The sequence below is a fragment of the Salibacter halophilus genome (assembly GCF_008806325.1).
In the GTDB taxonomy this organism is placed as follows: domain Bacteria; phylum Bacteroidota; class Bacteroidia; order Flavobacteriales_G; family Salibacteraceae; genus Salibacter; species Salibacter halophilus.
This window is the reverse complement of the sequence record NZ_WACR01000007.1, coordinates 38,556-54,608: the sequence shown is the minus strand read 5'-3', so window position 1 is coordinate 54,608 and position 16,053 is coordinate 38,556. Positions and strand designations below refer to the sequence as shown.

Genomic DNA, 16,053 nt, shown 5'->3' with positions numbered 1-16,053 from the left:
ACAAACAAATGAAGGCAATTTTGTGCCGTGATTTTAACAGGACGAATAACAACATATAGCTCTATTATAAAAACCTCTACAACAGAAGGTTTCAAAAGAGGAGACCAATAGAATGACCAATCCAATTTTAAAAATAAGGAACCGGGAATTCGAAAAGCGCGATCTTCTCCTCTACCTGCTTGCTGCAATGAACTTTTCACACATTGTGGACTTCATGATCATGATGCCACTGGGTGATTATCTAATGAATTCATTCAATATTGGTCCGGGTGAATTTAGTGTAATCGTATCGGCTTACACGTTTAGCGCAGGTATTTCGAGCTTTTTTGCCGCATTCCTAATCGATCGATTCGATCGTAAAACTGCTTTGATCTTTACGTTTACAGGCTTCTCGGTCGGAACCGTGTTGGTGGGACTAGCGAACTCGTATTTACTACTCGTGGCGGCAAGGTCACTCACCGGAATTTTTGGCGGACTGGTTGCAGCACTGGTCTTGTCTGTCGTGAGCGATTTGTACAGCTACCGTGAGCGCGGAAAAGCAATGGGAGTTGTGAGTGCAGCTTTTGCTCTGGCATCAGTTATCGGAGTTCCAATTGGACTGTATCTAGCCAGCCAATTCTCCTGGCACGCTCCATTTTTCATGGTGGGCGGACTCGCGTCTGTCTTTACTATTGTGACTGCTTTCGTCTTTCCAAAGATGAAGGGGCACATCAGCTCATTGCCCAAACCAAAACCTTTGCAGGTTATCAAAAACGTCATCAGCGATCGCAATCAGGTTTACGCACTTTTAATGGGAATGACAATTATTTTAGGACAATTCTTACTCGTTCCGTTTCTCACACCTTACATGATGCGTAACGTGGGATTCAGCGAAGAAACCGTGACATTGATTTACCTGTTTGGCGGTGGCGCAGTAGTGTTTTCGGCTCCACTCGTGGGTAGGCTGACTGACAGGATAGGACCATTGAAAGTGTTTACAATATTCCTTTTGAGTTCATTTGTACTGGTTCTGACCATTACCAATTTACCAAAAGTACCGATCTACATCGCCCTCATTTTAACAACGATATTCTTCATGATGGTAAACGGACGTATGATTCCGGCCAACACGATGATTACTGCTGCTGTGAGTCCTGAGACACGCGGTAGTTTCATGAGTTTTAAATCGAGTATTCAACAGCTCAGTGCAGCGCTTGCTTCGCTCGTGAGTGGTGCAATTATGGTTATTGGTGATGATGGGCTGTTTCACAACTACAATTGGGTTGGAATCTTATCGATTTGTGTATCGGCAACGAGCTTTTTATTGGCACCTCGTTTAAAAGTGGCAAAAGGAAATGAGTAGATTTGTTATCAGAACCAAAAGAGGATAAAATGACATTGAGCGTTCACAGTGATGAGCATTTCATGAAGCAGGCTCTGAAAGAAGCACACCGCGCACTCGAACTCGATGAAGTTCCGGTGGGAGCTGTCATTGTGGGAAACAAAAGAATTATTGCTCGTGCTCACAACCTCACTGAACGATTGAACGATGTTACTGCCCACGCAGAGATGCAGGCTTTCACCTCAGCAGCTGAAGCCTTGGGCGGAAAATACCTCAAAGATTGTACGCTCTACGTCACGCTTGAACCGTGTGTGATGTGCGCAGGAGCTTCGTTTTGGAGTCACATCGGCAAGATCGTTTACGGAGCTCCGGATCCAAAACGCGGTTATTCGAAGTTTGGCGGACTCCTCCATCCTAAAACAAAAGTTAAAGGTGGTGTTTTAGAGGAAGAATGCAGTGAACTTTTAAAGTCCTTTTTTGCAACAAAACGCTAATTTGGAAGTAAATTAACTTAATACATTTGTAAAATAATCAAGACTTAATAAAACAAGATAATATGTATCCAGCAGAAGTAGTAGCACCGATGAAAGAAGATCTCACAAGCGTGGGATTTGATGAACTCACAACTCCAGATCAGGTTGATGAGGTGCTCAAAGATAAAGACGAAACGGTATTAGTAGTTGTAAACTCAGTTTGCGGCTGTGCAGCAGGAAATGCTCGCCCGGGAGTTAAGATGTCGCTCGAAAACGACAAAAAACCAGGCAAACTGGTAACCGTTTTTGCAGGTGTTGACAAAGAGGCGACAGATCAGGCGCGCAAGTACATGCTACCTTATCCGCCATCATCTCCGGCAATTGCTGTTTTCAAGGGCGGAAAATTAGCTCACATGCTCGAGCGTCACCACATTGAAGGTCGCCCGGCTGAAGCAATCGCTGAAAACCTCAAAGCAGCTTATGACGAGATTGTGTAATCGTTAGTTCGTCTCGGTCAGAGCCAAACAAATTTCAGAATCCCTCACACAATTCGTGCTGAGGGATTTTTTAGTAGAAAACATTAAACTCTCACCCATTCAGCACTTCTACATTTCTATTTTTCAAAAAACGATAACCCATAAAAACCAGGGCTGAGAAAATTGCCGAAAATAAGAATAGAACAGGGCTCTGACCATCATATTGAGAGTAGAAAAATACTCCCCCAACCATTGACAACAGTGCCTGATCCAAAACCTTATCGCGAGAATTGATTTTTCTACTCAAGATGCTCAAACCACTGAGCCCGCAACTCAAAGTAATAGCAGCCAAAAACCAGTCTGACGCCATAATTCCTGAAATCTCGTAGTAATTGAAATAATAGATAAGCGCGAAACACCACATCAAATAATTTGCGCCTAAAAGCTTGTAAGCTATTTCATGTTCTCTGGAAACAGGCTGTGGCTTAAAGCAATAATCAGATCCACCATTAGCTACAGCGTTTTCAAACTCAAGCTTACTAACTTCTGCTACATGCGTAAAGCGAAACCACCACAATGGATTGATCGATTGTAAAACAGATTTTGTCTCGTGGTAAACGATCAAATAAACATCTTCTTCATTGCTTTTCAACTGCAACGATTTACCGGAATAAATATCTATTCTACAACTGATCTTTAGAGTTTCTTCCTCAATCTCAACATTATCGACACCTTCGGGATGTAACTTTGAAATTGTTTTGCCATTGGCTTTTACGTGCATTCTGCGGAGCCAATACAAGTCATTTTCAGGACGAAAAATATGTAGTTTCATATCGTGGGGTTTGTGCTAAGATAGGTATTTCTCAAAAAAGTGATAGTTGAATCAGGTAAGGTTGAACTTCAGGTTTGCCTCAATCACTCACAAGCGCCTTCAGAATATTCAGTTATCCCGGCACATTCAGCTTTACAAGGATTACTGTAAGTCTGGTCATTGCAACCACAAACAGGGTCATAAATCATAAAACAAGCGCAATCCTTGTTTCTCTTTTCAATACACAGCTTTTCGCAGGAAATAAAAACAAGAATTGTCAAAAATGAGATTGACAACAACATTACATCTCGCACAACCCGTTTACCTTTCATAAAATGAATCATTTGCGTATCCGCTAAGATAAAAAAAATCTCAATGAAGCACCTCAGCTCGAATCATGGGAATCGATAGCTTATCCTTGATAGGTTTTTCTTCATGAGCCCTTATGATCCAACCAATAGAGTCATTCTTCCAACACCTTTTGTAATTAGAGTCTACCTCTACAAATTGCATCCCTATCATGTTAAAGCAACTATTTTCATTTTCTTTTAACCCGGAATTTCTCGTAACTTGGACACCTAGAAATATTTTGTCCCTGACTAGTATAAACTCATCTTGTATATCGATGGTAACCCATCCTCTTTTTTCAGCAGGAATTTCAACTTGATTGGAAAGTAAATCATCTTTAGGTGTAAAAGACGAATCCAAACTCATCACTTTTAAAAACAATTTATTTTCAGGATGATCGCAGCTATTCTTGACAAATACTTCGACTTTGGATAATCTTCCCCTGGGAATATTTTTTTGTATCAACCCGTTAGTATGGCCAATCATATTCCCAATTTGACCGGGAAGCCATCTTCTTTGGGTGAAACCAATCCATTCTTTCTCATCTTCAGCTTTGAGAGCAAACTCGTTCAAATCCACAACTTCTTTCTCGAGAAAAACAGTATCTGGAATTTTCATTAATTCCAGTTTCACTGACTCATACCCTACTTTGCTAAACTCGATAGAATCACATGTTTTGAGTTTTGCAAGGTCAACCATGCCATCAGGTCCGGTGATTTCACCATAATTTTCACAGTAAATATGGACGTTTTTTATCGCGGCACTATCTGCAGAATTTAATACACAAACCTGCTGACTGAGACAAAAAAATGGCAGTAGAATAAGGCTGAGTAAAAGGTATGTTTTCATCAGTAGAAGCAATTAACCTCATCAAATATAACAACTCTACTAATCTGACGGGAAACCAACATTGTTCAAAAACGCTACCTTTGCAGTTCAAATTTCTCAATTGTAAAACCTTAAATTGTATAGCATGCAACTGTATAATAAGGTAGACAAAAAAGTGCTCAAAGAGCGCTTGATGCAGGAAGACTTCAAACGCGTCACCCTGTCGTTCTATCGTTACATCATTATCGACAACCCTGAAGAACTCAGGGATGAATTATTCCTCGAATGGTCAGATCTCAATTGTTTTGGCCGCATCTACCTGGCAAAAGAAGGAATCAACGCCCAAATGAGCGTTCCCGAGCACAACTGGGAAGAATTCAAAGAAAAACTCTACGCCCGCAAAGAGTTTAAAGATATTCCGTTCAAAGTTGCCGTTGAAGATGACGGGAAGTCATTTTACAAACTCATCATAAAGGTCCGCAAGAATATCGTAGCTGATGGCTTAAAGCCCGAGGATTACGATGTAACGAACATCGGGAAGCATCTTTCTGCTAAAGAATGGAACGAGGCGATGGACAACGAAGACACCGTAGTGATCGACATGCGCAACCACTACGAGAGTGAAGTGGGCCACTTTAAAGGTGCCGTCACTCCAGATTGCGACACCTTCCGCGAGGAACTTCCTATGGTTCTGAAAGAGCTGGAAGACAAAAAAGATAAGAAAGTACTTCTCTATTGCACGGGCGGAATTCGGTGTGAAAAGGCCAGCGCTTACCTCAAACATCACGGATACAATGATGTCAACCAATTGCTTGGCGGAATAATCGACTACAAGCGACAAATTGATGCTGAGGGACTCGACAATAAATTCATCGGGAAAAACTTTGTGTTTGACGAAAGACTCGGAGAGCGAATTTCAAATGAAGTAATTGCTCATTGTCACCAGTGTGGCAAGCCTTGCGACACGCATACCAACTGCAAAAATGATGATTGTCACCTACTTTTCATCCAGTGTGAAGAGTGTGCTGAGAAATATGACGGTTGCTGCTCTAAAACGTGCTCTGACATTATAAAACTTCCTGTAGAAGAACAACGTAAGCTAAGGAAGAACCAAAACAAAACTGGCGAACAGCGAAACGTTTACAAAAAAGGACGCTTGCGCCCACATCTCGATGAATTTGTGCAAAATGGCGAAATCATCGAGAGCCCGCTCAAGCAAAAGGAAAGCTGATGATCGTCATTTTTTTGGTCAGATCACGACTGTATATTTGAACGAAATTTCAGTATTATGCCGATATATCACAAATTAGGAAAAATACCGCATAAGCGACACACCACATTCAAGAAGCCTGATGGTTCATTGCATTACGAGCAACTTTTTGGAACTATCGGTTTTGACGGTATGTCGTCATTGATGTATCATCTTCACAGACCCACACAGGTTAAGAAAATCGTGAAGCAATACAGTGTAAAGCCAAAAATTGCTGTTGAAAATAATATGCAATCTTTTCGTTTTCACGGATTCAATGTAAAACCCGAAAACGATTTTCTCGACAGCCGCAAGGTAGTCATGACGAACAGTGACGCGAGTATTGCTTTAGCTGCACCAAAAGAATCGAACACAGATTATTTTTATAAAAACACCGACTCTGACGAGGTTATCTTCGTACACCGTGGATCGGGTACGCTCAAAACTCAACTCGGGAACATCAAGTTCGGTTATGGCGATTATTTAGTGATCCCGAGAGGAATGATCTACCAAATGCATTTTGACGGATCTGACAATCGCCTGTTTATCGTGGAAAGCAGCAGCCCTATTTACACGCCTAAACGCTATCGCAACTACTTTGGACAGCTTCTCGAGCATTCTCCGTATTGCGAGCGCGACATCAGAAGACCTGAAGAATTAGAGGTTCACGATGAAAAAGGCGAGTTCCTTTTCAAGATCAAAAAACAGGATGAGATCCACGAACTCATCTACACGCGACATCCTTTTGATGTTGTTGGCTGGGATGGCTATAACTATCCGTACGCTTTCAACATTCAGGATTTTGAACCGATTACCGGTCGTGTACACCAACCGCCACCGGTTCATCAAACTTTTGAAGCAGCAGGATTTGTGATTTGTTCTTTCTGTCCGCGCCTCTACGATTACCATCCCGAGGCAATTCCTGCTCCGTACAACCACAGTAACATCGATTCTGACGAGGTACTGTACTATGTTGACGGAGACTTCATGAGTAGAAATGACATCGATAAAGGACACATTTCTTTACACCCGGCTGGAATTCCACACGGACCACATCCGGGCGCTTATGAGAGAAGTGTTGGTAAAAAAGAAACTGAAGAGATGGCTGTTATGGTTGACACATTCAAGCCACTCATGCTAACTGAAGACGCAATGAAAATTGCCGATCAGGATTATTACCGTTCATGGCTTGAAGACGAAGACAAGTAAGGCCGCTATTTGAATTATTTTTTGAACTTTGCTCAAAACAGATAAAGTTATGGCAACTGTAAAAGACAAAACTTCACTAGAGCTCGACAAGGTTTACCCTAAAGCTGAAGATTTTCTCCCGATTAATGGAACTGATTACGTTGAATTAATCGTGGGTAATGCAAAACAGGCAGCTCATTTTTATAAATCAGCATTCGGATTTCAGGACATGGCTTATGCCGGACTTGAAACCGGAATGAAAGACAGCAATTCTTACGTTCTTCAACAAGGCAAAATTCGCCTGGTTCTGACCAGCCCTATGAGTCCTGATGGTTGGATGAACGAACACATCAACAAACACGGTGACGGTGTTAAAACTGTTGCTCTTTGGGTTGATGACGCTACTAAAGCGTGGGAAGAAACGACAAAGCGTGGCGCCAAAAGTTACATGGAGCCAGAAAAAGTGGAAGATAAGCACGGTCACATCATGAGATCGGGTATTTACACTTACGGTGAAACAGTTCACGTATTTATTGAGCGCAAGAACTACAACGGTATTTTCTTACCCGGATTCGTAGAACACAAAACTGATTACAAGCCAGATCCGGTTGGATTAAAATACATCGACCACATGGTTGGTAATGTTGGCTGGAATGAAATGGACAAATGGGTTGATTTCTACAAAAATGTAATGGGCTTTGCTCAGCTGCTCTCATTTGATGATAAAGACATTTCAACCAAGTACACTGCTCTCATGAGTAAAGTGATGACGAACGGAAATGGCCGCATCAAATTCCCGATTAACGAACCGGCTGAAGGCGTTAAAAAATCTCAGGTTGAGGAATACCTCGATTTCTATCACGACTCAGGCGTTCAGCACATTGCTGTAGCAACTGATGACATCATCGATACGGTAAGTAAATTAAAAGATCGTGGTGTTGAATTCCTTCAGGTTCCATCAACTTATTACGATGACCTCGAAGAGCGCGTTGGTAAAATTGATGAGGATTTAGAGCCGCTTAAAAAGCTCGGAATCCTTGTGGATCGCGATGATGAAGGATACTTACTTCAACTGTTTACCAAGCCATTGCAAAACCGACCAACGATGTTTATCGAAATCATCCAGCGTAAAGGTGCGCAATCATTTGGTAAAGGAAACTTTAAAGCTCTGTTTGAAGCGATTGAGCGCGAGCAGGAACTCCGCGGAACGCTTTAATCAGGCGGCATAACAAAACATTTTGTACTTTAAAGCCGTGTTTTAATCAAGCACGGCTTTTTTATGATCAATAAAACGCTCGTAACATTATTTTTATCAGCCCTATTTCTGCAAACCCTGGCTCAAAAAAGAGTGAGCACAGAGTTCAACGATGCAGTAAGGCTCGTTGCTGAATACAAATCTGAAGATTCCAAAGTCCCAAACGGCTATTACAAGCTCTATTTCAACAACAGGCTTCGGGTAGAAGGCAACAATGAAAACGGGCTCCGTCACGGAAAATGGACGCTGTTTAACAACAAAGGAAATCCGAGAGTTACAGGAAGGTACATCCATGGCAAAAAGCACGGAAAATGGCGGTATTACGGTCAGAACCAGGAGCTCAAAGCCGAGTGGTACTTCCGAAACGACACGGCTATTAGTCACTGGACAACTTACGTAGCCGGGGAAAACAGACTCGACATCGTGTTTTCAAACAAAGGATTGCCCATGCAAACAGTTCTTTACGATGCATCGGGCAGAATTCGTGTAAACACTGAAAAAGAGATCAAAAACAAGGACACTTTAACGTTCAGATCCTACTATTACGAAAACGAAAAAATCCACAGCTATAAAGAGCTGAAAAACCAGGAGCTAAACGGACGCGTCAACTATTACCACAGAACTGGCGCAGCCTGGGAACATTTCACTTATCTAGATGATCAACTCATTAGCGTAAACATCATGCGGAGTGATCAGGGCCAACCGAGGAATATTGGAAGTTATAAAAACGGAAACGGAAGCGTAAGGAAATACTTTTCAACCGGATTGTTATACTCTCAAACAGAATACGAAAATGGCCTCAAAAACGGCTCTTATTCCTCTCGATCAGGAGATCGGCTTTATGTAACAGGAAAGTACAACAACGACAAGCCGGCAGGCAACTGGACAGTAAAGTCAGAGTATTTTAATAAGATAGCTACTTTCCAGTTTGATGCTAAAGGAGCCTTTGTTTCAAAGTCGCTATCACCAAGTGATCAGGAGGTTGAAGAAGGAAGATTATCAAATGGATACCGAACCGGAAAGTGGATTCAAAAAAACCCATATGGCCAAAAGAATGTTGAATTCAATTATGAAAAGGGATTATTAAATGGAAAAGTGAAAACCTATCAGCCAAATTCAACATCTACTCGCATTCTAGGTGAATACAAAAACGGTTCAAAAACAGGTACCTGGAAATACTTCAACCAAATGGGGCAAACAGTTTACGAGCAGAGCTTCAACAATGAAATAAAGCTCAATGAGCCTTTCAATAATGTTCCACAGAATTTCATTCCGGTAACGACAGATAGCCTCAATTTTGTCATCAACGACCCAATAAATGATACGCTCAATCAATTTATAACCGGAGCGTATTTCATCCCAAAAATTGCAGGTACAGAACTACTCGAAAGAGGTTTTGATTTTTACGACAGTGAAGTAGAACTAGACCCAGATTATCGGGACAGAGATTTCACCTATGAACCTGTTTTTGTGAAACCCAAATTCCCGGGAAACGAGAGGGATTACTTTGAAGTAAATCAGCTCGTTCCTGAAGTAGCCTTAGAGGAAAACATTCGAGGTTCTGTCCTGGTTCGGTTTGCCGTTGATGAATTTGGAATCATCGATGAAGTGGATATCATTCGGTCTGTGCATCCGGCTGTTGACAAAGCCGTTATCGCGTATTTATCGCAAATGCCGGCATGGAATCCTGCTCGCTATCAAGGTTTACCGGTCAGATCCTACATCCTCAGGCGCTATCGGTTCTGACCGATAATATATCAATCATCTTCATCGTAGAAATCTTTTAGTCGGCTGCGGTAGCCGGAGAATAATTTTGACTTGGAAACAAAGCCCACGTAGTGATTATCAGCATCGATTACGGGTAAATTCCAGGCTCCGCTACGATCAAATTTATTCATTACAGACTCCATGGAATCGGTATAGTAAATATACTCCGGAGCCGAGGTCATGAGTTCGTGAACGAGCACTTTGTCATACTGGTCGCGGTCAAACATGATTTGCCTAATGTCATTGAGTGTGATTACACCCAGGAAAGTGTTGTCTTCATCTACCACTGGGAAAAGGTTTCGGGAAGAATCAGCAACGGCTTTTACAAGGCCTTCGAGCTTGTCGTAAGGATGAACTTTCACAAAGTCTTGTTCTATTTCCTCTTTCAGGTTCATGAGCGTGAGAACTGCCTGATCTTTGTGGTGAGTAAGCAAGTCTCCGCGTTTTGCGAGCTGCATTGTATAGACAGAGTTTTTTACCCCGTATTTCACCGTGATAAAAGCGATAGCCGCTGTGATCATGAGTGGAAGAAAAAGTTCATATCCACCCGTGATTTCTGCAATTAAGAAGACTCCTGTGAGCGGTGCGTGCAGAATTCCGGCCATCATTCCGCCCATTGCGACAAGCGTAAAATTACTCGATGACAGATCTGCGATTCCTGATTCGCGAAAAAACTTGGCGTATAGGTATCCAACAGTTGTTCCCATGAAAAGTGTTGGAGCAAAGATTCCTCCCACACCTCCACTTTGAAGTGTCACAGAGGTTGCAAAAGCCTTTACCAGAACGAGTACAGCCAGGAAGAGAATTATGCTCCAGGCATTTTCTCCAATTGTTTTGAGAAATGTTCCTATCAGAGCCTTTTCCTCATCGCCCTCAATCAATGCGTTTATGAGTCCGTAACCTTCACCGTAAAGTTGCGGCATAAGAAAAATGAGTCCGCCAACTATGGCACCACCCAAAATGGCTCTCCACAGTTTATTGCTGATTTTTTGCATGTATTTTTCAACGAAAAAATAGACTCTCGTGAAGTATACCGATAGCAACCCGCAAACAACTCCCAACAACACATAGAATAATGTATCGCCTACAATAAATGGATCTGACAGATTGAAATGAAAAAGTGTTTCCTCTCCTAAAAACAGCCGTGAAGTGAGAACTGCTGAAATACTTGCCAATAATACTGGAGCCAGTGAGACGGCTGTAAGGTCAATCATTATTACTTCCAGGGCAAATACAATTGCCGCTACAGGCGCATTGAAAATGGCTGATAGCGCACCTGATGAAGCACATGCTATGAGCAAGACTTTTGTCTTGCGGGTCATTTTGAACCTCTGTCCGAGATTTGATCCCAATGCTGCTGATGTTGCAACTGTTGGACCCTCCAAACCTACAGAACCTCCGAGCCCAACAGTCAATGCTGATGTGACTACTGAAGTCCAGGTATCTCGCTTGTGTATATTACCATTTCCACGGGATATCGCATAAAGGGCATTTGGAATACCGTGCCCAACCGGCTTGCGAATAACAAACAGTACAAATGCAACTGAGAGTAAAATACCAACGAGCGGGTAAACGAAATAAAGAAATGAGTGAACTCCGCTGATTCCCTCTGTCAATAGAATTTCTACGAGATGAACGGTGTTTTTGATGACAACTGCAGCCAATCCTGAAAGCAACCCCGTGACAACACTCAAAATATAGATAAACTGGCGATCTTTTATGTGTTTAGCTCGCCAAACGAGAAACTGTTTTAATAAACTATTCGCTTTTTTTCTATATTCTGATATCTGCAAGGTTTTACAGTTTTACGAGAATTTCTGCAGCTCGCTTCAATGTTTCTTCTTCCTTGGCGAAGCAAAAGCGCAACATATTATCGTGAACAGGATTGTTGTAGAAAACAGATACGGGAATGGAAGCTACCCCGTGTTCCTTTGTCAATCGAACAGAAAAATCAGTATCCTTTTCATCCGTAATCTCGCTGTAATCTAAAAGCTGGAAATATGTTCCCGCTGAGCGATTTATTTTGAATCTACTCCCCTTGAGCGATGAAACAAACACATTTCGTTTTTCCTGATACATCTCGCTCACTTCAAGATAGTTTGACGGATCTTTTAGATGATCAGCCAGTGCTAATTGAACGGGCCTGTTTACAGCAAATACGTTGTACTGGTGAACTTTTCTGAATTCCTTCATTAAGTTTTCAGGAGCAGCACAATATCCTACTTTCCAACCCGTAGCGTGAAATGTTTTCCCAAATGAGCCAACGATGAACGATCGCTCTGCGAGTTTTGGATAGCGCGCAACGCTCTGGTGTTCATAACCATCAAAAATAATGTGCTCGTAAACCTCATCACTCAAAATGACAATTTCATTGTCTTTCGTAATTCGCTCGAGTTGTTGCATATCTCCCGCACTCAAAACCTGACCTGTTGGATTGTGAGGCGTATTGATAATGATCATCCTCGTTCTGCGCGTGATCAGTTTTTTCACCTCATTCCAGTCGATATCGTAGTTGGGAGCACGTAAAGGAAAATAAATTGCTTTTCCCCCGCTCAACTCAACGGTTGGCGCGTAGCAATCATAGGCCGGAGTGAAAATAATCACTTCATCCTCTTCCTTGATCAGAGCCGTAATCGCTGAGAAAATTGCCTGTGTTCCTCCGGCAGTTATGGTAATTTCAGTATCGGGATTGTAAGGCTGAGAATACATGTTTTCCATTTTTTCAGCTACCGCCTCACGCAAAGCCATTTCACCCTGCATGGGAGCATACTGATTAAACCCTTTTTTCATGTATTCATATACCTTGTCAACAAGGCTTTCAGCAACCGGAAAATCAGGGAATCCCTGAGAGAGGTTAATCGCATTGTGCTCCTTTGCCAACTGAGACATCACTGTAAAAATAGTGGTGCTAACTTTGGGTAATTTGGAACTCAAACTCTCTGGATACTTCATAACAAAGGAGTGATAAAACGTTTTTCTTTTGCCTGGCGACAAAGTTAGGCAAATTAGATGCCAGATAAACGATTTTTCCCTTTAAACGCGGTTTTTATTGACTACCAAACTTTTTTGAAATTTGGTTTATGTCAGATCCTGAAATTACGAACCAAAAACTCACTTTGCTCTCAAGGCCGATAGTGGTTTTCCACTTTCCAAACTTTCAAGCGCTTTGTTTACCACGTTATCGTTCTTGTTCCAAATAGGGTAGAAACCTTCATTATTCCAGATATTACGAGCTACGTAGGCTTTTAATCGGTGTTTGATTTCTGCTTTTGACTCTTCGAGCTCACCATCAGCCGGTTCAACTCCTTCGCTTTTAGCAAAGCTGACGAAATCATCGATTAGGCTCTGACCGATACTGAATTTTTCCTGAAACTCTCTTGCGGTTTCATAGTTTCCATTGAGTTGCTCACGGTGCGTATCAGCATAATCAAATGCCCACTGATAAACAACTCCGCGGTAAACGAGCCTGTTTAAAAAAGCTGAACCACCAACCGTGTCGTAGGGAACAAAAATATCAGGGAAAATTCCGCCACCTCCGTAAACAGTTTTCCCCTCAGGTGTTTCGTATTTCAATGAATCGGGAAAATTCGTGCTATCAGGATGCATCATTTCACCATGCTTGTAGCGGTCATAGATCTCTTCGCGATAAGCTTCAACACCTTCATCGTAAGGGCGCTGAATGCACCTTCCCGTTGGCGTGTAATAGCGAGCAACAGTCAATCGCGTAGCGCTACCATCAGGCCACATTGTTTGTTCCTGTACAAGACCTTTACCAAATGACCTACGCCCGATTACGAGTCCGCGGTCATTATCCTGAACAGCTCCCGCCAAAATTTCACTGGCACTGGCCGAGCTTTCATCGATTAAAACAGCCAGCGAAGTCTCTGTAAGTGAATTGTCAGATCCTGATTTGTAAACTTCTTTTGGTCTCGCCCTTCCTTTTGTGTAAACGATCATTTTTCCACTTTCGAGAAGTTCATCGCTCATGTCTACAGCGGCATCGAGAAAACCTCCTCCATTACCGCGCAAATCGATTATCAGGTTTTCCATTCCTTTTGACTTGAGCTCATTTGCTACATCCATGAACTCCTGATAAGTCGTTTTTGCAAAGCGAATTACTTTGATGTAACCTGTTTTACCGGTCATCATGTAAGCCACATCAACGCTGTGAATTGGAATTTTATCGCGTGTAATTGTAAAGTCGAGCTTTTGAGCATTTCGCTTTACTGTGATATCCACTTTAGTTCCTTTATCACCTTTTAAAAGCTTTAGGACTTTACTGTTGGTGATTCCATTCCCGGCAATTAACTCTTCTTCTACTTTTATGATACGATCTCCGGCTTTCACCCCAACTTTCTCTGATGGGCCACCCTGCAAGGGATTGATCACAACAACTGTATCTTTTTGAATATTGAACTGTATCCCGATTCCCTCGAAATTTCCTTCGAGTGGCTCATTCATTGCCTGGAGCTCTTTGGCACTGATGTAATATGAATGCGGATCGAGTTCCTGGAGCAGGTACTGAACAGTTTCGTCAACGAGCTTTTGACGCTGGACTGTATCCACGTACTCACTTTCTATGTATCCGATTACTTCATTGAGTATATTGAAGTTCTTACTCTCTCCCGGATTGATCTTTTGAAATGAAATTGAAGAAGACCCGGAATTGAGATTGATGCCCAAAAGAAATCCTACTGCTACAGCAAGTGATATGATAATGGGAATGTATGCTTTGTTTTTAGACATGTCGTGTTTTTGCTAAGAAGGACAAATTTAATATTCAGATTGACTATTGAAGAAACGGAGCCACTCTTATTTGGTTTAAATAACTTACTATTTAAAGAATAAAGCCAGAGTCTCAATTCATTTTTAATACTCAACCTTTTTCGATAAAAAGAACAAAACAACACCCGCCTGATTTCTAGATATTTAAATATTTTGGCAGTACTTTTGTGATCTCCTTATTCAAAAACAACAATTATGAAATATTTAGCTTCGATGATTTTAGGCCTCTTTCTGGTGTTATCCACTTACGGTCAAAAAAGCGACCTCATTGTCTTTTCAGAATCAGGAGAGTTATTTCATCTCACGATAAATGGCATTCAAAAAACCGACTCGGCTCAATCTAATGTAAAGATTAAAAATCTCAACCAGCCGCGATATTCTGTCAAGATTGAGTTTAAAGACAAGAGCAAGGGAGTCATTGATAAAAACGTATTCCTGAAACCCGGTATGGTATCAGTTTATGCCATAAAAATGAAAAATAACGGGAGGTATGTTATGCGCTGGCATAGCGAATCCTCTTTAACGGGGATGCCAGTTGGTGAAGAAAAAGTTACAAGCTTTCAAACTGAGCCTGATATAACGGAGCCAGCACACAGAGAAGGTGAAGTAAAAACCGGGTTTAGACGTATCGATAATGCTCAACGAATAGATAAAAGTGTTGAAAAAACGGAGGTAAAACATTCTGCGCAAAGCTATAACGGTCAGTTTGTTGCAAACGGAACTATGTGCTCTTCACCTTCGATGAACGCTAAAGAGTTTATGGATTTCAAATACAACCTGGAAGAGGAAAACATGTTTAAGCGGGAAGATGCTATTGAAAATGCTTTTGATCATCAGTGTTTTCTAGCTGAGCAAATCGCTGCTCTTCTCAAACTTGAATACAGCACAGTTGATAACATGAGAATAGCCCGTCTTGGTTACAGGAGCACTTTCAACACTGAAGACTACATGGTGGTAGTAAATACCTTTGACTCCAAAAGCAAAAGAGAATCACTATTAACTTTCTTGCAATCGACAGGATCAACTGCTGATGTTCCAGAGCCTACATATTCAGAACCACAAGAACCAACTCATTACCAAATGCCCGGTTACACTGGAGCTATTGGTTGTGATTGGCCGGCATCTGACCAGGAATATTCGAGTATTATCAGCACAATTGAGAATCAGTCATTCTCTGACACAAAACTCAATACAGCAAAGCAGTTTGCTACTTCAAAATGCTTGACAGTAGATCAGGTAAAAGGCTTGATGAATCAATTCAGTTTTGAAGACACCAAACTTGAATTTGCAAAATTTGCTTACGAACACACTTACGACATTGACAATTACTTTAAATTGAATAATGCCTTTTCGTTTGAGTCTTCAATAAGTGAACTTCAGGAGTATATTCAAAACAAGTAAAACAAATACTGTCTTTTTCAGGTGATAAAGCTAGAATTGCTCTTTTTTTGAGCATCATAGTTTTTATAGTAACATATTTGTTCTCTTTTTATACGCTGGAATATCACTATTGGTTAAACAATTAGCGTTCCCGATTTTTAATACTTATACT

14 protein-coding genes are annotated in these 16,053 nt (G+C 41.5%); 8 read left to right on the top strand and 6 right to left on the bottom strand.

All coding sequences use genetic code 11. The annotated features are described in order from the left end of the window. Positions 1-112: 112 nt before the first annotated feature. From F3059_RS08910 to F3059_RS08900, 3 genes are all read left to right on the top strand, one after another. Entirely contained in the window at positions 113-1,342 is a 1,230-nt protein-coding gene (locus F3059_RS08910) for an MFS transporter (protein WP_151168365.1), read from the top strand. A 29-nt stretch (positions 1,343-1,371) separates the two neighbouring features. Beyond that, positions 1,372-1,815: a nucleoside deaminase gene (locus tag F3059_RS08905; protein WP_151168362.1), complete on the top strand. Its 444-nt coding sequence runs from the start codon at positions 1,372-1,374 to the stop codon at positions 1,813-1,815. A gap of 62 nt (positions 1,816-1,877) precedes the next feature. Further along, on the top strand, positions 1,878-2,291 hold the full coding sequence (locus F3059_RS08900; protein ID WP_151168360.1) for a BrxA/BrxB family bacilliredoxin: 414 nt from the start codon (positions 1,878-1,880) through the stop codon (positions 2,289-2,291). 91 nt (positions 2,292-2,382) lie between these two features. Here F3059_RS08900 and F3059_RS08895 read toward each other — a convergent pair whose 3' ends face one another. The 3 genes from F3059_RS08895 to F3059_RS08885 all read right to left on the bottom strand — a co-directional run bounded on the left by F3059_RS08895 (position 2,383) and on the right by F3059_RS08885 (position 4,278). After that, entirely contained in the window at positions 2,383-3,102 is a 720-nt protein-coding gene (locus tag F3059_RS08895; RefSeq protein WP_151168358.1) for a hypothetical protein, read from the bottom strand. A gap of 83 nt (positions 3,103-3,185) precedes the next feature. Further along, entirely contained in the window at positions 3,186-3,383 is a 198-nt protein-coding gene (locus F3059_RS13880) for a solute carrier organic anion transporter (protein WP_151168688.1), read from the bottom strand. A gap of 70 nt (positions 3,384-3,453) precedes the next feature. After that, the gene (locus F3059_RS08885; protein WP_151168356.1) at positions 3,454-4,278 is read right to left on the bottom strand and encodes a hypothetical protein; all 825 of its coding nucleotides are present in this window, start codon (positions 4,276-4,278) and stop codon (positions 3,454-3,456) included. Between the two features lie 124 nt (positions 4,279-4,402). Between F3059_RS08885 and trhO the strand changes: the two genes are divergently transcribed. The 4 genes from trhO to F3059_RS08865 all read left to right on the top strand — a co-directional run bounded on the left by trhO (position 4,403) and on the right by F3059_RS08865 (position 9,695). Then, on the top strand, positions 4,403-5,488 hold the full coding sequence (gene trhO, locus F3059_RS08880; protein WP_151168354.1) for an oxygen-dependent tRNA uridine(34) hydroxylase TrhO: 1,086 nt from the start codon (positions 4,403-4,405) through the stop codon (positions 5,486-5,488). A 57-nt stretch (positions 5,489-5,545) separates the two neighbouring features. After that, entirely contained in the window at positions 5,546-6,715 is a 1,170-nt protein-coding gene (locus F3059_RS08875) for a homogentisate 1,2-dioxygenase (RefSeq protein ID WP_151168351.1), read from the top strand. Positions 6,716-6,764: 49 nt separating this feature from the next. After that, positions 6,765-7,910, top strand: a complete 1,146-nt coding sequence (hppD, locus tag F3059_RS08870) for a 4-hydroxyphenylpyruvate dioxygenase (RefSeq protein WP_151168349.1) — start codon at positions 6,765-6,767, stop codon at positions 7,908-7,910. 63 nt (positions 7,911-7,973) lie between these two features. Next, positions 7,974-9,695, top strand: a complete 1,722-nt coding sequence (locus F3059_RS08865; RefSeq protein ID WP_151168347.1) for an energy transducer TonB — start codon at positions 7,974-7,976, stop codon at positions 9,693-9,695. Between the two features lie 11 nt (positions 9,696-9,706). Here the strand turns inward: F3059_RS08865 and F3059_RS08860 are convergent, their stop codons facing one another. The 3 genes from F3059_RS08860 to F3059_RS08850 form a co-directional block, all read right to left on the bottom strand. Further along, positions 9,707-11,509 (bottom strand): chloride channel protein, encoded by a 1,803-nt coding sequence (locus F3059_RS08860; protein WP_223274583.1) that lies wholly within the window; start codon positions 11,507-11,509, stop codon positions 9,707-9,709. Positions 11,510-11,513: 4 nt separating this feature from the next. After that, a complete protein-coding gene (locus F3059_RS08855; RefSeq protein WP_151168345.1) occupies positions 11,514-12,668 on the bottom strand; it encodes a methionine aminotransferase in 1,155 nt (384 codons plus the stop codon). Positions 12,669-12,827: 159 nt separating this feature from the next. Beyond that, positions 12,828-14,462: a S41 family peptidase gene (locus F3059_RS08850; RefSeq protein ID WP_151168343.1), complete on the bottom strand. Its 1,635-nt coding sequence runs from the start codon at positions 14,460-14,462 to the stop codon at positions 12,828-12,830. Between the two features lie 234 nt (positions 14,463-14,696). Here F3059_RS08850 and F3059_RS08845 point away from each other — a divergent pair, with 234 nt between their 5' ends. Continuing rightward, complete coding sequence (locus F3059_RS08845; protein ID WP_151168341.1) at positions 14,697-15,902, top strand: DUF4476 domain-containing protein; 1,206 nt, start codon at positions 14,697-14,699, stop codon at positions 15,900-15,902. Positions 15,903-16,053 lie beyond the last annotated feature (151 nt).